General features: G+C 49.1%; 14 protein-coding genes. 10 read left to right on the plus strand and 4 right to left on the minus strand.

Translation table 11 applies throughout. The features are described 5' to 3' along the window. Positions 1-1191, minus strand: a complete 1191-nt coding sequence (locus GS601_RS06555; RefSeq protein WP_162422476.1) for an NAD(P)/FAD-dependent oxidoreductase — start codon at positions 1189-1191, stop codon at positions 1-3. A 188-nt stretch (positions 1192-1379) separates the two neighbouring features. Between GS601_RS06555 and GS601_RS06560 the strand changes: the two genes are divergently transcribed. Beyond that, positions 1380-2435, plus strand: a complete 1056-nt coding sequence (locus GS601_RS06560; protein WP_162422477.1) for a D-alanine--D-alanine ligase family protein — start codon at positions 1380-1382, stop codon at positions 2433-2435. Positions 2436-2462: 27 nt separating this feature from the next. Next, positions 2463-2651, plus strand: coding sequence for a CPXCG motif-containing cysteine-rich protein (locus GS601_RS06565; RefSeq protein ID WP_162422478.1), 189 nt, complete (start codon positions 2463-2465; stop codon positions 2649-2651). Positions 2652-2694: 43 nt separating this feature from the next. Here the strand turns inward: GS601_RS06565 and GS601_RS06570 are convergent, their stop codons facing one another. Beyond that, entirely contained in the window at positions 2695-3114 is a 420-nt protein-coding gene (locus GS601_RS06570; RefSeq protein ID WP_162422479.1) for a secondary thiamine-phosphate synthase enzyme YjbQ, read from the minus strand. Between the two features lie 129 nt (positions 3115-3243). Between GS601_RS06570 and GS601_RS06575 the strand changes: the two genes are divergently transcribed. The 3 genes from GS601_RS06575 (at position 3244) to ileS (ending at position 8005) form a co-directional block, all read left to right on the plus strand. After that, complete coding sequence (locus tag GS601_RS06575; protein WP_162422480.1) at positions 3244-3846, plus strand: Uma2 family endonuclease; 603 nt, start codon at positions 3244-3246, stop codon at positions 3844-3846. A gap of 106 nt (positions 3847-3952) precedes the next feature. Continuing rightward, on the plus strand, positions 3953-4930 hold the full coding sequence (locus tag GS601_RS06580; protein WP_162422481.1) for a Ycf66 family protein: 978 nt from the start codon (positions 3953-3955) through the stop codon (positions 4928-4930). Positions 4931-5122: 192 nt separating this feature from the next. After that, positions 5123-8005: an isoleucine--tRNA ligase gene (ileS, locus tag GS601_RS06585; protein WP_162422482.1), complete on the plus strand. Its 2883-nt coding sequence runs from the start codon at positions 5123-5125 to the stop codon at positions 8003-8005. Here the strand turns inward: ileS and GS601_RS06590 are convergent. Then, positions 7988-11587 (minus strand): WD40 domain-containing protein, encoded by a 3600-nt coding sequence (locus GS601_RS06590; protein ID WP_162422483.1) that lies wholly within the window; start codon positions 11585-11587, stop codon positions 7988-7990. The two genes, ileS and GS601_RS06590, sit on opposite strands and share 18 nt — an antisense overlap. 224 nt (positions 11588-11811) lie before the next feature. Here GS601_RS06590 and GS601_RS06595 point away from each other — a divergent pair, with 224 nt between their 5' ends. Next, entirely contained in the window at positions 11812-12189 is a 378-nt protein-coding gene (locus GS601_RS06595; protein ID WP_162422484.1) for a hypothetical protein, read from the plus strand. A gap of 75 nt (positions 12190-12264) precedes the next feature. On the opposite strand, the gene GS601_RS06600 is transcribed toward GS601_RS06595, so the two are convergent. Then, the gene (locus GS601_RS06600) at positions 12265-13626 is read right to left on the minus strand and encodes an AAA-like domain-containing protein (protein ID WP_162422485.1); all 1362 of its coding nucleotides are present in this window, start codon (positions 13624-13626) and stop codon (positions 12265-12267) included. A 377-nt stretch (positions 13627-14003) separates the two neighbouring features. Here GS601_RS06600 and GS601_RS06605 point away from each other — a divergent pair, with 377 nt between their 5' ends. From GS601_RS06605 to GS601_RS06620, 4 genes are all read left to right on the plus strand, one after another. Then, complete coding sequence (locus GS601_RS06605) at positions 14004-14585, plus strand: CARDB domain-containing protein (protein ID WP_162422486.1); 582 nt, start codon at positions 14004-14006, stop codon at positions 14583-14585. A gap of 215 nt (positions 14586-14800) precedes the next feature. Beyond that, entirely contained in the window at positions 14801-16696 is a 1896-nt protein-coding gene (locus GS601_RS06610; RefSeq protein WP_162422487.1) for a serine hydrolase, read from the plus strand. 148 nt (positions 16697-16844) lie between these two features. Beyond that, a complete protein-coding gene (locus GS601_RS06615) occupies positions 16845-17969 on the plus strand; it encodes a CobW family GTP-binding protein (protein ID WP_162422488.1) in 1125 nt (374 codons plus the stop codon). A 58-nt stretch (positions 17970-18027) separates the two neighbouring features. Next, on the plus strand, positions 18028-18330 hold the full coding sequence (locus GS601_RS06620; RefSeq protein ID WP_162422489.1) for a (2Fe-2S) ferredoxin domain-containing protein: 303 nt from the start codon (positions 18028-18030) through the stop codon (positions 18328-18330). Positions 18331-18390 lie beyond the last annotated feature (60 nt).

The raw sequence follows: 18390 nt of genomic DNA on the forward strand, positions 1-18390 counted from the left end.
TTATTCATCGTTTCCTGCCAAAGCGTTCACGATCGGGCGAGTTAACCAGCTAAACCCGACCCTAACCTGGTGTTTTAAGGTGGGCATCCGGTTGAGATAGGCAAGACGCCGCGCCACACCTGCCAACGAGCCGTCTAGCTGAATGCCCAGACCCGTCAGCGTGGCATCATCAATGCCCAAGGTGAGCATTTCCCCCAAGTGTTGATACCGGAACGGCAACAGAGGGCGATGGGTTAGAGATGCCCAAATGTTCCAGCCTGCATAATCTGACTGTTGAAACGCGGCTTGGGCGGTAGCAGGAACCTGTTGCCCTTCTGCGTCTTTGCAATCTGCCAAATCTCCCACTGCAAAAATCTCAGGATGATCGATCGCTTGCAGGGTGGGTGTCGTCATCACCTGACCGCGTTGATTATGCTTGAGCGATAGGTTTTGGACAACTTCAGCAGCGCGAGTTCCGACCGTCCACAGCACGATGTCTACCGGAATTGTATCCGTCGAGCCTTTGTAGAGCAAGGAAATACGATCTTCTGTCAGGTTTTCGACGGTGGTTTCTAGATCCAAAAAGATGCCTCGGTCTTCTAGGGCTTTGGTTGCAGCATCGCGGTTATGAGGCGGTGACGATCGCAAGATTTGATTGCTCTGCTCAACAATCCGAATTCGAGCACGGTTGCCCAATCGATCAGACAATTTACACGCCAGTTCTACACCGCTATAGCCCGCACCTACCACCGCGATCCGGATTTTATCGACATCCGATTCTTCTAGCAGTCTCAGCCGTTCTTCGAGGCGGTAGGCATCTGCGATCGCTCTAAACGGAATGGCAAACTCTGCCGCGCCCGGAACCATATCCATCGGCGTTTCTCCGCCCACTGCCAGCACCAAGCGATCGTACGTCAGCGTTTCCCCCGTTTCTAGCTGAACTTGTTTTGCCTCAACATCAATTTCTGTGGCTGCCGTTTGCTTAAATCGAATCTCTGTCCCGGCTAGCAATTCGGCATAGGGCGGCGCAACTTCCCACGTCTGCATCTCGCCGGTTACCAGTTCATAGAGCAGGGGAGAGAAGACAAAGCGATCGCGCTGATCGACAAGCGTAATTTGGGGTTTATCGAGTTTATTCCAGGGCAATTGGCTGAGCCGCAGCGCTGTATATAATCCACCAAAACCGCCACCGAGAATGCAAATCTGAGACATAAGGCTTACGAGACGAGGCTACTCTTTTTATTCTAGAGACTCCCTCTTGATATTTCATGAGTCGGTTCATTCCTCTTTGCAAAGCAGTGCCGCCAGCGTCTCTTAGATCTGGTGTCTCTTAGATTTGGTGTCGCTTCGTGGCAAAATGTCGTAAACGCACAGCCCATATTCATACAGCAGGACAAGTCATGACCAAACTGAACGTAGGACTGTTATTTGGCGGATGTTCTGGAGAGCATGAGGTCTCGATTTCCTCCGCCCGATCAATTGCTCAAGCGCTAACTGCCGAACCTAATGCCCAGAAGTACAAGCTCTTGCCGTTCTACATTGGCAAAGATGGGGGGTGGCGATCGCCAGAAATTGCTCAACAAGTCCTCTCATCGGGCACTGCGATTTCAGTGTTTGAAGAAAAACCCAATCGTTGGCAATTTCCAGCAGAAGTGTCTGCCGTAGATGTATGGTTTCCGATGTTGCACGGGCCGAATGGCGAAGATGGCACGGTGCAAGGTCTTCTTAAACTGATGCAAGTTCCGTTTGTTGGCTCTGAGGTGCTCGGTTCATCAGCAGGAATGGATAAGATTGCCATGAAAATGGTGTTTGCTCAGGCGGGGTTGCCGCAGGTAAACTATGTGGCGGTCACGCGATCGCAGGTATGGTCAAATGCCTGTGTGTTTCCAAAATTATGCGACGAGATTGAATCCCAGTTGGGCTACCCCTGCTTTGTTAAACCGGCAAACCTCGGCTCGTCGGTCGGCATCTCGAAAGTTCGCACCCGCGCCGAACTCGAAGCCGCCTTGGACAATGCCGCGAGTTACGATCGGCGGATCATCGTTGAAGCGGGAGTGGTGGCACGAGAAATAGAATGTGCGGTTCTCGGCAACGAGCAGCCGAAAGCCTCGGTTGTGGGAGAAATTACCTTCCAAAGCGACTTCTACGACTACGAAACCAAATACACCGTAGGCGAAGCGGAGTGGTTTATCCCAGCAGACCTACCTCCCTCTGTGGCAAGCGAAATTCAAGAGCGGGCAATTCAAGCATTCATGGCATTGGATTGTGCAGGACTGGCGCGGGTTGATTTCTTTTACGTTGAATCGACAGGTGAGGTTTTGATTAATGAAATCAATACGCTGCCTGGTTTCACGGCAACCAGTATGTATCCTCAAATGTGGGTAACGAGCGGAATTCCCTATCCTGAATTGGTCGATCAGTTGATTCAGCTTGCACTGGCACGACACACAAAATAGACTCCACTTCAGAATTCCTATCCAATCATGCAAACCACCACCGAATACAGTTGCGCTTACTGTGGCGAACCTAATTTAACCTTCGTCGATTGGAGCGCAGGCAGCCAGCAATCGTATGTCGAAGACTGTCAGGTTTGCTGTCGTCCTAACATTCTCTACCTTCGATTTGACGAAGACACCTTAGAAGTAGAAATTGATAGCGAATACGAAGAATAAGAATTCGACAACAGTTTAATCAACGCTAATCGGAACGCTGTTTTTATTTTTCTCCCATTACATGGACAAACAGTTCTCGCGTGTGGCGGTGCTGACGATGTTCCCACACATAAATGCCTTGCCAAATGCCAAGAACCAAGCGACCTTGCGCGATCGGAATCTGCTCAGAGGTGTGAGTTAGCACTGTCCGAATGTGAGCAGGCATATCATCGGCTCCTTCGGTGCTGTGGATGTAGTTCTCCCATTCTGGAACCAGTTTTGAGAGGAAGTTTTCGAGATCTTGTAACACATCAGGATCGGCGTTTTCTTGAATGATCAAACTCGCAGACGTGTGACGTAAGAACAAATTACACAGTCCGGTTTGGATGCCCGATTGAGCCACGATTCCTTGAATTTGCGAGGTGACTTTATGTAGCGATTTACCCGTTGTTGAAATCTTGAGAATTTGTTGATAGTGAGTCATAAAAGTCATAAAAATGTATTGCTAGAGCAGATGTCCCCATTCAAGCGGAAGCGATGGGCTTTGCCAAGCTCCAGCTATTCTATGGCTCTCTCCTAAAATAAAGCTAATCCTGCTTCTGGTTAACCTACAATGACAACCCTGCTCATCCAAGCCCAAAGCACTCCTCTCAAGGTTCACCTGCCCTCAGCATTGCAGATGACCAACGAGCAATTTTACGACCTTTGCTTGGGAAATCCTGACCTGCGAATTGAACGATCTGCCACTGGAGATGTCGTCATTATGTCGCCCGCTTTTTCAGATACCGGAAACCGAAACTTTGAGATCGCTATTGAACTTGGAATATGGGCTAGACGAGACGGCACAGGCATCGGCTTTGATTCGAGTGCAGGGTTTACGCTTCCAAATGGAGCGACTCGTTCTCCGGATGCTTCTTGGACTAAATTAGAGCGGTGGAATGCGCTGAGTGACTCGCAAAAAGCATCCTTTGCCCCCATCTGTCCCGATTTTGTGATTGAACTTCGCTCTTCGAGTGACAGTCTTACTGAATTGCAAGCCAAAATGCAGGAATATATGGACAACGGTACGCGACTTGGACTGTTAATAGATCGCAAGAATCGCACCGTTCAGATTTACAGACCCGATCGCACCTGCGAACTTCTAGACGCCCCAGAATCTGTAAGCTGCGATCCTGAATTACCGGGCTTCACGCTTAAAATGGCAAGGATTTGGTGATATACAACTTAACCAAATTGACCGAATCGAGAAAACCATACCTCTGAAAGTACAGCCCAAGCGGTAGAGTTAAGGAAGCAATTCGGTGACAGTTAGGAGCAGCGCTATGCTGACATTTCTTTTAGCTTTATTGGTCGGACTGGGCAGCCTTGCCTTATATCTGTCGGGCTTTATTTATCCAGAAGTCTACCGCAAAAACGATTTGATCTGGAGCGGCGTTGGGCTATTTTACGCGCTGGTGCTGCTGGTGTGCGGCGATCGCATCACAGGCGGCGTTTTGCTCGGACAGATCGCCAGCGTTTCGCTCATCGGCTGGTTTGCTTGGCAAACGCTAGATGCCCGGTTGGGACACACCCCTAATCCAGAAGAATTAAAGGCTAAAGTCGGCGAGGCGCTCCAACCTGCGAACCGAACCCAAATCCTCGGACAGATGAAGCAGCAGTTTTCTGGAGTCGTTAACCAGGTGAAAACCGCAGTTGGCAGCAAATTAGAGGCAACTGCGCCGTCTGAAACAGCTTCCACCGAATCTTATACACCCCTGACACGAGATGATTTTGGAAATCCCTCGCCTACGGTTGAAACGACGGCAGATCAACCTGGAACTGTCCCAGATCAAACCGGAACGAAGGCTGATTCAGGCGGAGCGACCCCTACGTTGGGCGGTGCGATCGCAGGCATTGGGCAAACGATCGGCAATCTGTTCAAAAAGCCAGAGAAAAATACGTCAACCTATGTGCGAAAAGAGTTTCGAGACGAGGAAAAGGCTCCGACCGTTAGCGTAGACAGTGAAACAGGGGAAACAACCGGGGGGTATGCAGAAGCCGCCGTTGCCGCAGAGAAAGCAGTCGAAGAGCCAACCGCTCCCGTTAATCAGCCTGCTACATCCGACTCCGACATTCCTGCCGACGAGATCGTGCAAGAAGAAATGGAATATGAGTCAACTAAATCTGCCGACCAACCCGTGCATCCCAATCCTCCCGATCCAGAGCTAGTCGAAGCGGCGATCGAAGATGCGGAAAAAAAACATCTTCCTGCTGATCCTCCAGAGACAACCGAAGAAACAGACTCGCCGCCAGCGTCCTAACTGCCCCGTCCGACTACCCCGTACAGTAAACTATCGGTAAGACGCTCATCAACGGATGTAGTGGAACTAAGAATTCTGCTGCATCCGTTCTTGATTTACTGCCAAAATAAACCAAGGGACAATTCAGGCACAGGAAAGATTCTTGTCAATCTCCCTCTCCCTCCCATCCCATACCCCATTCCCTCCTTGCATATGTCTGTAACAGAACCCGGATCTTACAAAGACACCGTTAATCTTCCCAAAACTAAGTTTGATATGCGGGCAAACGCCGTCAAGCGCGAGCCAGAACTACAAAAATTTTGGGCAGAGCAAGAAATTTACGAAAAGTTGTCTCAGAACAATCCTGGCGACCTGTTTATCTTGCATGATGGGCCTCCCTACGCTAACGGCGCGCTGCACATTGGGCACGCGCTCAACAAAATTCTCAAAGATACGATCAACAAATACAACCTGCTGCAAGGGCGCAAGGTGCGGTATGTGGCAGGATGGGATTGCCATGGCTTGCCGATCGAACTGAAGGTCTTGCAAGCCCTCAAACCCGACGAACGAAGACAGCTAACCCCCCTCACCCTGCGTCAGAAGGCAAAAGACTTTGCTTTGGCAGCAGTTGAACAGCAGTTACAGAGCTTCAAACGCTACGGCGTCTGGGGAGATTGGCAGCATCCCTATCTCACCCTGAAGCCCGAATACGAAGCCGCGCAAATTGGGGTATTTGGGCAGATGGTGCTCAAAGGGTACATTTACCGTGGCTTAAAACCAGTGCATTGGAGTCCGAGTTCTAAGACCGCCCTTGCCGAAGCAGAACTGGAATATCCTGAAGGTCATACGTCCCGCAGTGTGTTTGCGGCGTTTGAAGTGCGAAGTTTGGCGAAGGATCTGATGACGCCGCTTGATCCGTTTTTAGGAGAGTTGGGCGTTGCCATCTGGACGACAACCCCGTGGACGCTTCCCGCCAATCTTGCGGTCAGTGTGAATCCTGATTTGGTGTATGCCGTCGTTGAAGTCGGTGAGAATGCGTTTGGACGATTCAAATACTTAATCGTGGCAAAAGATCTTGTCGATCGCTTAGCGGAAACCTTCGGAACAACTCTTGAAGTGAAAGCGACGATGATGGGACGGTTGCTAGAGCATTGCACTTACAAACATCCCCTCTACGATCGCATCAGCGAAATTGTGATCGGCGGCGATTATGTCACCACTGAGTCGGGGACAGGATTAGTTCACACTGCTCCGGGTCATGGGCAGGAAGATTATCAGGTCGGACAGCGCTATGGCTTGCCCATCCTTGCGCCGGTCGATGACAACGGCAACTTTACCGAAGAGGCAGGGCAGTTTCAAGGGCTAAACGTCTTGGACGACGGAAATACTGCCGTGATTGAAGCGCTTGCCGCCGCCGGTTCCCTTCTCAAAGAAGAACCGTATGTTCATAAATACCCCTACGATTGGCGCACCAAAAAACCGACGATCTTCCGGGCTACCGAGCAGTGGTTTGCCTCGGTCGAAGGCTTTCGAGACGAAGCGCTTAAAGCGATCGCATCGGTCAACTGGATTCCCGAACAGGGCGAAAACCGCATCACCCCAATGGTTGCAGAACGATCCGACTGGTGTATTTCTCGTCAGCGCAGTTGGGGCGTGCCGATCCCCGTCTTCTATGACGAAGAAACCAATGAGCCGTTATTAAACGAAGAAACGATCGCTCACGTTCAGGCGCTGATTGCTGAGAAAGGCTCCGATGCTTGGTGGGAACTGCCGATCGAGGCTCTCTTGCCTACCAAATATCACGGACGCCCCTACCGTAAAGGCACCGACACGATGGATGTATGGTTTGACTCTGGCTCTTCGTGGGCATCGGTGGTTGAGCAGCGCCCAGAGTTGCGCTATCCCGCCGATCTATATTTAGAAGGCTCTGATCAGCACCGGGGTTGGTTTCAATCTAGCTTGCTCACCAGCGTGGCGGTGAAGGGTCATGCGCCTTACAAAACGGTGCTCACCCATGGCTTTGTGCTGGATGAAAAGGGACGCAAGATGAGCAAATCTCTCGGTAATGTCGTCGATCCGTACGTCGTCATTGAAGGGGGCAAAAACCAGAAAGAAGAACCGCCGTATGGGGCTGATATCTTGCGCCTGTGGGTGTCTTCGGTGGATTACTCTAACGATGTTCCCTTGGGCAAAACCATTCTCAAGCAAATGTCGGATGTCTACCGCAAGATCCGCAATACGGCTCGATTTTTGCTGGGCAACCTGCACGACTTTGATCCAACGACTCATGCGGTTCCCTATGAGCAATTGCCCGAACTCGATCGCTACATGCTACACCGGATCACCGAAGTTTTTGAGGACGTGCAAGACTCGTTTGAGACGTTCCAATTCTTCCGCTTTTTCCAAACAATCCAAAATTTCTGCACGGTTGATTTGTCTAACTTCTACCTCGACATTGCCAAAGATCGCTTGTACATCAGTGCTGAGGATGCATTCCGACGGCGCAGTTGTCAGACGGTGTTAGCGATCGCGCTCGAAAACTTAGCCAAAGCGATCGCGCCCGTCCTCTCTCACATGGCAGAAGATATCTGGCAATATCTCCCCTATCCGACGCATCACACCTCTGTGTTCCAAGCCGGATGGGTCACGCTGGATAAGCGTTGGAAACAGCCCGCCCTCAAAGCCCAATGGGAGAAGCTAAGGCACGTTCGCGCCGAGGCAAACCGAGTCTTAGAGCAAGCCCGAACCGAAAAAGCGATCGGGTCTTCTCTCGAAGCCAAACTGCTGCTTTTTGTTGCTGATGCTGACCTCCGGCAAACCCTGCACGCTTTTAATCCTGCCGACAGCTTACGCGGAAATCGGGTTGACGAGTTGCGCTATCTCTTCCTCACCTCCCAAGTCGAACTGCTCGACTCTGCCGATCTACTCCAGGGCATGAAATATGCGGTGCAAACCGATGCCTCAGCCATTGGCGTTGTTGATGCGGAAGGCAAAAAGTGCGATCGCTGCTGGAACTACTCTCCGTCTGTCGGCACATCAATCGAGCATCCCTTGATCTGCGATCGCTGCATTCCGGCTCTATCGGGTGAGTTTTAGATCGTGCGCCTCGTAATCTTGACAAATCGCTCGAACTTCTTGCTCAGAGGGATGGGTAGCAAGATAATCTTTGAGCCAGTCACACCCAGACTTCATCAAGCGATTGAGGTCTGAGGTTAAGTTCCACACCTTCACCGTGTTGTCATATCCCGCAGACACCAGCGTTTGACCATCCGAACTAAAGCTAAGGCTGAGGATGCGATTGTGATGCCCTTGAAGGGTTGCCCGAAGCGTTCCATCGGCAACATTCCACAGCTTGATGGTGGCATCGCTGCTGGCGGTCGCCACACTTTTACCATCCGGACTAAAATGCACCCGGCTAATATCTCCTCGATGTGCCTGAATGGTGTTTAGCACCGATCCAGTTTGGATGTGCCAAATCTTCAGCAGGCTGTCGTTGCCTCCTGAGGCGAGAAGCTGGCTATCTGCGCTGAAATCAACACTTAGAACTTGGCTGCTATGGCGATCGAAGGTTTTGAATAGTTTCCCAGTGTTGACCTCCCAAATCCGCGAGGTGAGATAGTTGCAGGCTGACCCGATCAGTTTGCCATCCGGACTAAAGTTGAGACTGCCAATCCCACAGCGCTTCTGAGGATCGGTTTCGTCAAAAATGGTTCTGATCAGCGTTCCGGTCTCAACCTCCCAGAAGTTCATTTTCTTGCCCCGCCCACCCCCGGCGGCTAAGAGTTTGCCGTCTGGGCTAAATCGCACACTGCCAAAGGGATGGGGATCACTAAGAGTTTGCAGCACTGCCCCTGTTTTCGCATCCCAAAGTTTGACGGTGAGATCAGAACTCGCAGAAGCAAGCCGAGTGCCATCCGGACTAAATCGCACACTCCTCACGGCTTTGCTGTGTCCCTTGAAGCGCTTGAGAAGGTTACCCGTTTCGACATCCCAAAGTTTGACCGTGCGATCGAGACCACCCGCCGCAAACGTTTTGCCATCAGGGCTGAGACTGACGCTAATCAAGTCCTCTTGCGAAACCCCGTAAGTTTTGGGTTCACTAAGCTGCACCTTCCACAACCGCACGACACCATCGACGCCACCAGAAGCTAGAAGCTGGCTATCGGGGCTAATTTCTATCCCCCAAGTCCGCCCGTAATGCCCTTTGAAGATTTGGGGCTGCGTGGTCTCATCGTCGAGGTCTGCCAACGTCCACAGTTTCACCGTACCCTCTGAGCTACCCCCCGCGAGAAACTTGCCATCGGCACTAAATCGGACACTCCAAACCGGGCTGCGATCGAAGTCCAAGGTTCGGAGCAGCGTACCGTCTGAGACCTGCCAGACCTTGAGTGTGCCATCTTCACTGCCCGATGCCAGCAGTTGACCATCGGCGCTAAAATGAACGCTTCTCACACTGCGATTATGACCAGTGAGTTGGCGTTGCTCACGCCCGTCTCTGACATTCCATAGCCGCACTGTTTTGTCTGCGCCGCTTGAGGCTAACATCGTACCGTCTGCACTAAAATTCACACTCGTTGCCCAGCCTCGATGACCTTTGAGGGTATGAAAGAGGGTGCGATCGGAGACCCGCCAAAGTTTAATGGTTTGATCAGAGCTACTCGACGCTAGAACCTGTCCATCGGGGCTAAACCTGACACTTCTCACCCAATCTGGATGCGCCTTCCAAGCGTTGAGCAACGTGCCGTCCGAAACCCGCCAAAGCTGCACCGTGCCGTCTCGACCCGAAGAGGCTAGCGTTTGACCATCGGGACTAAAGTGAACACTCCAGAGACGGCTGCGATCGGGCTTCAGGGTTCGGAGCAACGTTCCTCCTTTCACGCGCCATAGGTTCACCGTGCCGTCTTCGCTTGCCGACGCCATCAGTTGACCATCGGGGCTAAACGCGACTTCTAAAACGCTGAGAGAATGCCCTTCGAGACGGTTTACTTCTCGAATGCCATAGAGAGACTGTTGCAGCACTGAGGTGACTTGTTGGCGCGTTTCGGGTTTGACGGGTTGAGACTGTTGTAGCGTGTTTAACGTGTTGCCCGCTTTTAGGGCAGTCAGTAGCGCTGAAAAGGGACTTGATTCATAGTCTTTTTGGGCGGAAAAGCTGAGGAGGGACAAATCGGCGTCATTCAATTCTTGGCGTGCGTGCTTGACTTGGACGCTAACGATCGCAGCCACAATCAAGGAAGTCATGAGAATGATTGAACCCAGTCCTACGATGCGTCTGGCTTTTTGCTGAGCGTCTACAAGTTTCGCCTGAGCCGTTTCTTGGGCAATAGATAGCGTTTCATTAGCATCCGCTAAGATTTGGCTCTCCTCCGCTTGGGTCAAAAGCGCTTGCTGAACTTCGTGTTTTTCTAGATCTTGACTGGCTGCCAAAAAGCGATAGTCTAACGCGCTTAAATCTTGGAGATCAGCCCAGTGTAAAGCGTCTTGCAGTGCTTGCCCCCGCAGAAGGCGCGATTCATCTTGGCATTCCGACACTATCCAAGCTGTAAACGATTCTGCATAAGGACGGCGTTTCTCAAACTGTTTATTAACCCATGTTTGATTAAAAACTTGAGCATAAATTTGGTTGTAAACTTTTAACTTTCCTTCCTGTTTTACAACGAGTCCTGAAAGCTGCAATTCAGTTTGTTCAGAACTATTATCAGATAAAAGTTCACCGTGTTGCAAAATGTGTTGATAAAGACCTAAAAAACGACCGATACGCTGTTCATTCCGAAGGAGGCGATCGCGGATCGTCCTCAAATGCTCTGGCTCATCCTGGGCTTCCCAGTTTTCAATCACGTGGGTTTGAATCAACTGAGCCACTGCGCCGGGTTGCAGTCGAGGTTCAGTCCGAGCCATTTGGGCGACAAGGTGACAGATTTTCTGGGTTAAAAAAGGCTGTCCTCCAGTCCAAGCTAAGATTTCTTGAAGCGTCGCTTGCGGATCGGCTGCGCTGTTGGCGAGTCCTTTTGCGAGAGGTTGGGCTTCGTGGGGTTGAAATCCATGCAACGCGATCGCACGACCAATATTAAAGGGAGTTTGAGTTTTGTCTGAGATCAAATCCGAAGGGGTTGCAACTCCTAGAAGGGCAAACGTCAGGCGATTGTAGTGGGAATGATCGACTCGCCGATTGTAGAAAAAGCGAATTAGAGCAAAGAAGTCATCTAAGGAAAAATCTTGACTGAGAACTCGATCGATTTCATCAATAAAAATAACAATATTATCGGTAATTTCTGTTAGAAGAAACTCATCAATAAACAAACTGAGACGCTGCACAGGCGAGAGTAAATCTTGCTGCGATCGCCACCACGATCGCCAATCAATCTTACTGCTCAATTGACAGCTACTGACGAGCGCATTAATAATTCCGGCATACCACTTTTCTGCGGTAACACCCTGTTTACCAATTCCAGTCAAATCGACAAAAGCACAGGTAATTCCATCGGTTTTGAGCCGCTGCATTGTCTGTACACGCAGGCTAGACTTACCCATTTGCCGAGAGTTCAGCACATAGCAAAATTCTCCTGCCTTCAGCGCTGTATAAAACTCTGAGTCCGCCTGTCGCCTTACATAACTAGCCGCTTCGATTGGCAGACTTCCACCCACTTGATATTCATAGTTCGATGATAATCTTTCCATGATCTAAAGGATTAAAATCTATGCTCAAGTATACTATGTTTGCCTTAGCTAAGGATTGCTAGAAAACAAAAACCTGATTTCTTCCTACTTTCGATTTTTATTTTATATTCGCCTGATTTTTTCCAATTTATGATCGCTTCAAACCTCTGATTTATTCCTATGGCAACGCTCACTAATGAGATAGAAACTATTAAGTATTCAATCAGCTTTAAGGAGCTACTCTCATGTTGAAACGCAAACTATCAACTCGTTCAATGATCGCTCTCGGTATTCTTGCTTCTAGTGCTTTGATCGCTCCTGCGGTACTTGCTGTGCAAATCTACGGCACACAAGACACAGGAGATAAGGTGCTCATCCGATACCACCGATCAGACTGGGTGAAAATTCAGCCAAAACAATCGGGAACCCTCGCCTGGAACTGCCCTTCTAATGCGTATACCGTGGGTGGAGGGTTTGAGACACGAGCAGAACAGGGCAACAGCAGCAGCGGATTTAGTATGATCCACTCTTTCCCATCGAGTGAACACCAATGGACGGTGCGGTTCCGAAATACAGATGACATTGCTCGTGATGTGAGAGTTTACAATATCTGTGCAGACTGATGCTGATTTGCATTCGATAAAACCTCTGCGGGGCAGGCATTTTACCTGCCCCAAAACTTTACGAAAAACCAATTATTAAGCCAATACTCGACAAAAGTACTCGCGATATAAATTGCACCAAGGCATCACATCATTATCCTTTCGCTTCACCAGTCCCATGCTGTGTAATTTATAAATCTGCATCGAATCTAAATTTACAGGATTGGATGCTGTGACGACCTGCTGTAGCGCTTGCAGCAATTGCGGAGCTTGTTGTAGGGCTTCCAAATGTCGCCGCAAATGGGCGCTATAAATTCCGGCTTCTGTAGATGCAGAGTGCAGCAATTGCTCCAGGGTAATTTTCGCAGAACTCACCTCATACATCGCCAATCGCACCAGGTAAGGATGCCCGCCAACCATCTGAGTTAAGTTTTCTACTTGTGCATCCGTCCACGTCAGTTGATGAAGATGGGCTAACGCTTGAATTTGCGTTTGATCAAACTCTCCCAACTCAATAGGAACTCCCGCATTAAAGGGCGATTGGTTTATGTCTAGGGGAATGTAAACCTCGGTTGAGTGCGCGATCGCAAGCCGAAGTTTTTTCCAAATGTCATGCACCTTTGCTTTTTCATGCCAACTGCGTAACATGCCCAAAAAGTCTTCGATCACCGCCGTGTAGGAGAAGATGCGATCGATATCATCCAATCCTAAAACGACGGCATAATTAATGTTTGCTAATAAATACTCTTCAAAGTACAGGGTACAGTTATCATTGCTGCCCAAAATCTCTGTATCCCAGTAGTCATGCAGGCGATTTTCAAGCTTTAACTGCCGACCCACAATGCAGCAAAGCCAGCGCAAGAACTTATCTAAATCGGTCAGAATGGCGCGATCGATGCTGCCTAAATCTAAATACACGGCTTGGCAATTGTGGTAGGTAGCATACGCTAAGATTCGCGTCAGCAGCGAGGTTTTGCCCATCAGTCTAGGGGCTTTAATCCGAATTAGCGCCCCTGGTTTTGAGACTGTTTCGTAGCAGAGCGCCTCGGCTCCAGAACGCTCTAGGTAGAGTGGAGAATCTAAAGCGACTGCTCCTTCAGGAAATGGGAGATCCGTCGCAATCAGAGGAATTTCTCTAGGTTCAGATCCGTGACGATCGTGCGATTGGCTTTGCCAAGCTCCAGACGATCGCTTTAGGGCTTCCTTAAAGTTTTTCTTAGTGACTCGTTCTCCAAGGGCGTTAGACAATTTCTTCCACAGCTTATTACCCACATCTTTATTTAGATATTCCGCGCTGTAGCCATAACTAATTGCCATATCATCATAAGTTTGGTTCTCCCATGATGCTTGAAGTACTTTAGTTTCAACATCGCTTAGATATTGACCGCTGTGATTGAAAATAATGTCGTTGGCGGTTTTTTTAGCATCATTCCAACATAGCTCTGGCTTTAGCTCCATAATGTTAAGTTGACCTTGAATAACGCCGTTTTTGAGATAATTGATTTGTTAATTGCAAAGCAAGAAATTACTGAAATTCCGCATAAAATATTGGATCAGTTGTATTTTAAGTTCATTATCTCGCGTTTGACAGTACCCATGCGGGTAATGGTTTTCTAAATGCTGATTTAACCTGACTTTCTCCAATTCGCCTGGGTTTGAGAGCGTTGAAACGTTCTCAGAATGACTGACTTTACTCCCCTGGTGACACTCGTAGTCTTAGCAGAAAATGGACTCACAAGGGCAAAAACAACTTAGTTCTACACACTGTTCTACACATTGACTCAGTTGGCTGCATAAACCTTGTCAGTCCCTTCTTATTGCAAAGGAGAATTACGATGAACATCAACCTTAATTTCCCATCCACGATTCGATTGATCGCAGTAGGCACACTTGCCACCGTATCTCTAAGTGCCAGCGCGATCGCTCTTGCCGCCTCCGCAGGCATCGCGGCTCCCCCCAATCCTCACCCTGGTCACTGTCCCGACGGTTGGGTTCCCCTTCCTCCAGGAATGAATCCAGCCTTGGGCGACTGTATGCCGGATAGCTTTGTTCAGCCGGGTGGAGGCGTTGTCAATAACAATCAGTTGCCCGATCTGACAATCAAGACCTTCAACATTTCCAAAATCTCTCCACAAAAAGTCAGTGTGCAGGTACTCAATAAAGGCAATGGCATTGCGAAGCGCAGTAAGCTACGCCTGACCGTGCAGCAGATCAAAGGAACGCCTGTCAATCGAACGATCGAGGCTAAACTTCCGTTCTTCAAACCGTCTCAGTCTTCAACGATTTTGGTTGATGCAAGTAGCATTTTGCCTAAAGACGTTGCACTCAGTGATACTGCATTCAAGCTCACTCTCGATAGTACAAATGTTGTCACTGAATCAAACGAATCAAACAATGAAGCGCTGCACAAGCCGTAAGTAGAAAACTGCACTTGTGATTCATTTAAGTTAACACTTAGATAGCAGTATTCCTCTAGATACAAGGCGATAATAGTATCATTGAGTAATAGACTCGATACTGCTAGAACAACTTGTTCGCTTCATTCCTAGCATGAATTTTTTCTCGTGCGGGCATGCTCTACCTTCAGTGTCCGCACTCCTTCCTTAAGTAAATTATAATCTGGAACACCATCATGAAATGGAACGCGATTGCAACATCTGTTGCATTAGGATTGACTTTACCATTTGTCAGTTTAGCTCCCAGTTTGGCAAATACTATTGACGATCCCGATAACGTTGGTTGGGCATCGATTCGAGGGGCTACTAGTAGCGCATTTAGCACCGATTTCAATCAGAAAAAGGCAGATGGCTATCGTGTGATTGATTTGGAAGTTGATTCAATCAATGGTCAGCCTCGATATTCTGCGGTGTGGCAATACAATACTGATAAACGAGGCTGGATCAGTTTACGCGATCTCAGTGATGAAGAGTTTTCTCAACGCTGGAAAGAACATCAAGCGAAAGGCTATCGTCTTATTGATCAAGAAGCCTATACGATAAATGGAAAACGCTATTATGCTGGCGTTTGGATGGAGAATAAAGAAAAATTGGGTTGGGTTTCGTATCGCAACGTAGATAGCGCGGAGTTTGCGACTCGCTTTAAAACGTACAGCGATCAGGGCTATCGCATGACGGCAGTTGATGCCTATCCCAGTGGCAACCAAACACAATATGCTGCCATCTGGGTTAAGAATACAGACAGCGTTCCTTGGATGGCGTATCGCGATTTATCTGAGTCAGGCTATAAAGAGAAGTTTGAGTCATTAAGTCAGCAGGGCTACCGCGTCTCAAACCTTGAGGTTTATCAGCAAAATGGTCAGCAACGGTTTGCGGCGATCTGGGTGAAAAATACCAATGGTCGGGGTTGGGCTGCCCGTCGCGACATGGATGCAACCTGGTTTGGGAATTGGTGGAAAACCTATGGTGATGAAGGCTATCGCTTAGTCGATTTTGAAGCTTACCCAACCTCGAAGGGCACTCGCTATGCTGGCGTTTGGCGGCAAAACGGAGACCGATTGGCTTGGTCTGCCAAATCAGATGTGGACAAAGCGATCGCAGCTTACAAAGACCAAAACAATCTGCCCGGAATCAGCGTTGCGATCGCACAAAATGGCAAGATTCTCTATTCTCGTGGGTTTGGGTTTGCAGATGTAGACAAGCAGCAAGTCGCCCATGCTGAAACGATTTACCGTCTTGCCTCTGTTAGCAAGCCCGTGACGGCATCTTTAACGATGCGTTTGGTCGATCGCGATCGCCTCTCTCTCGATCAACTCACTCGCAGCTACTTATCAGACTTACCCGCTCCGCATACCTATCGGGTACAGCACCTTCTCAACCATCAGTCCGGAATTTGCCACTATGAGCAGTGCGGCAGCGCTTGGGCAAACCAAGATTACGCCACCGCCGCCGCCGCAATGCAGAAATTCATCAATCAACCTTTGCTGTTCAAACCGGGTGAAAAATACGACTACAGTACCCACGCCTACACGGTTTTGGGTGCGGTGTTAGAAGATGTAACCAAAACGTCCTTCGCGTCGCTTGTCCGCAAAGAAATCACTCAAGGGTTAGGGCTGCCTACGTTACGCCCAGAAGATCGCACTCAGCCCGATTCCGATCGCACGACCCTCTATAAACTGTCTAACGGCAAGAATGTGGTGTCTAGCCCCGACAAGATCAGTTGGAAAGAGGGCGGAGGAGGGCTAGAGTCAACCTCTGTGGATCTCACTCGCCTGGGAATCAAATTGCTCAACGGGTCGGTCATGTCACCGCGATCGCGGGATCTGATGTGGACAAAATCCAAGTTCAACAACGGCTCCACTTCTAACTATGGATTAGGTTGGAATATTGGCACGGATCAAGGACGCAAGATCGTCGCTCACGATGGCTCGCAAAATGGGGCACGCTCCTACTGGCGCTTGTATCCTGAGGATGGCATTACAATTGTGGTACTAACCAACCGCAGTGAACACAATCCTGCTGTCTTAGGTCAGACTTTGGGTAGCCTCGCACTCAAGGCATCAAAGCCGTAGCACTCGTGACGGTGAGATCTCGGACTTTTTTTGATAAGAGTCCGAGAGCGACCTAAACCAGCAATCACCGACAATACCGTTTTCTTCTGCCGCTCAATCAATTCTAGATAGGCGATAATAATAGAAAGATTTTTTTGACAAACGTGCTATGCAATCCGCAGCCACTAGTTCCGCTTCAAACATGGATGCTCCCAAAGTTGGGCTTCCGGTCACAATTATTACTGGTTTTTTGGGCAGTGGGAAAACAACCCTGCTCAACCATATTCTGACGAATCAGCAAGGGCTAAAAACAGCCGTTTTGGTGAATGAGTTTGGCGAAATCGGGATTGATAATGAACTGATCATTCAAGCCGATAGCGAGAACAACATGGTAGAACTGAGCAATGGTTGTATCTGCTGCACCATTAATAATGATCTGGTTGACGCTGTTTATAAAGTGCTAGAGCGTCAAGATCAGATTGATTATTTGGTAGTTGAAACGACAGGACTAGCTGATCCGTTGCCGGTAGCACTCACGTTTTTAGGAACAGAATTACGAGAGTTGACTCGGCTCGACTCGATTATTACCGTCGTCGATGCTGAAAATTACAGTTTGGACTTGTTTAATAGTGAGGCGGCCCATAGCCAAATTGCGTATGGCGATATTATTTTGCTCAATAAAGCCGACTTGGTGGAAGAGGCAGATCTCGATGCGTTAGAAGTTCGGGTACGCGATGTGAAAGAGGGCGCACGAATCTTACGCACAGTGAAAGGACAAGTTCCGTTAGGTGCGTTGCTGAGCGTGGGCTTGTTCGAGTCTGATAAATATTTTGAGGCGAAAAACGAGCCTGATCCTCATGACCACGATCATGATCATGGAGATCACGATCAGGAAGATCATTCTGCTTGCGATCACGATCATGGGCACTGCGACCACGACCATGACCACCAACATCACCACTCTAATCATTTAGAGGTTGATGGGTTTACATCCATTTCGTTTGAGAGCGATCGCCCGTTTAGCATCCGCAAATTCCAACATTTTTTAGACAACCAACTGCCTGCTAGCGTGTTTCGGGCGAAAGGAATTCTCTGGTTTGAAGAAAGCCCAAAGCGGCACATCTTTCACCTGAGCGGCAAACGGTTTTCCTTGGACGATGATGAGTGGAAAGGCACACCCAAAAATCAACTGGTGTTGATTGGGCAAAACTTAGACAAAGAAGCGCTGCGATCGCAAGTAGCGGCATGCTTTACGACTCACTCTTCCCAAAAAGGGAAAGGATTTGGAAAATAGGGAACCCTAAAACAGAGGCTTAACCCTCGAAGCTGATTTTTTAGGGCACAGCGCGTTCATGAATAGACGAGTTCTTGTTTGCCAGTATCAACGCTGTTTAGCCAATGGCTCAGCCGAGGTACTGGCAGCTTTTTTAGCAACATCGCCGTCAGAATGTTCGGTTGTTCCGAGTGAGTGTCAGGGGCAGTGCAATTTAGGGGTGACGGTACGCATATTGCCTGATGAGGTGTGGTATTGCCGGATCAAGCCGCCCCATGTAGCGCAGATTGTTGAGCAGCATCTCCAGCAAGGTCAGCTAGTGAAACCGCTACTGCATCCCCGCATTCATCCAAACTATAAGGATTCTGCTCTCAAAAATTGATCTGATACCCAATTCAAATGGCAAACACAACAGATCAAGGGCAGGGTTTCAGTGTTTTCG

The organism is Myxacorys almedinensis A, assembly GCF_010091945.1.
Classification (GTDB): Bacteria; Cyanobacteriota; Cyanobacteriia; order Leptolyngbyales; family Leptolyngbyaceae; genus Myxacorys; species Myxacorys almedinensis.

Bases quoted from the DNA above. Each gene is read 5' to 3' on its own strand.
- GS601_RS06555 (WP_162422476.1), bottom strand. From the start codon at position 1,191: ATGTCTCAGATTTGCATTCTCGGTGGCGGTTTTGGTGGATTATATACA.
- GS601_RS06560 (WP_162422477.1), top strand. From the start codon at position 1,380: ATGACCAAACTGAACGTAGGACTGTTATTTGGCGGATGTTCTGGAGAG.
- GS601_RS06565 (WP_162422478.1), top strand. From the start codon at position 2,463: ATGCAAACCACCACCGAATACAGTTGCGCTTACTGTGGCGAACCTAAT.
- GS601_RS06570 (WP_162422479.1), bottom strand. From the start codon at position 3,114: ATGACTCACTATCAACAAATTCTCAAGATTTCAACAACGGGTAAATCG.
- GS601_RS06575 (WP_162422480.1), top strand. From the start codon at position 3,244: ATGACAACCCTGCTCATCCAAGCCCAAAGCACTCCTCTCAAGGTTCAC.
- GS601_RS06580 (WP_162422481.1), top strand. From the start codon at position 3,953: ATGCTGACATTTCTTTTAGCTTTATTGGTCGGACTGGGCAGCCTTGCC.
- ileS (WP_162422482.1), top strand. From the start codon at position 5,123: ATGTCTGTAACAGAACCCGGATCTTACAAAGACACCGTTAATCTTCCC.
- GS601_RS06590 (WP_162422483.1), bottom strand. From the start codon at position 11,587: ATGGAAAGATTATCATCGAACTATGAATATCAAGTGGGTGGAAGTCTG.
- GS601_RS06595 (WP_162422484.1), top strand. From the start codon at position 11,812: ATGTTGAAACGCAAACTATCAACTCGTTCAATGATCGCTCTCGGTATT.
- GS601_RS06600 (WP_162422485.1), bottom strand. From the start codon at position 13,626: ATGGAGCTAAAGCCAGAGCTATGTTGGAATGATGCTAAAAAAACCGCC.
- GS601_RS06605 (WP_162422486.1), top strand. From the start codon at position 14,004: ATGAACATCAACCTTAATTTCCCATCCACGATTCGATTGATCGCAGTA.
- GS601_RS06610 (WP_162422487.1), top strand. From the start codon at position 14,801: ATGAAATGGAACGCGATTGCAACATCTGTTGCATTAGGATTGACTTTA.
- GS601_RS06615 (WP_162422488.1), top strand. From the start codon at position 16,845: ATGCAATCCGCAGCCACTAGTTCCGCTTCAAACATGGATGCTCCCAAA.
- GS601_RS06620 (WP_162422489.1), top strand. From the start codon at position 18,028: ATGAATAGACGAGTTCTTGTTTGCCAGTATCAACGCTGTTTAGCCAAT.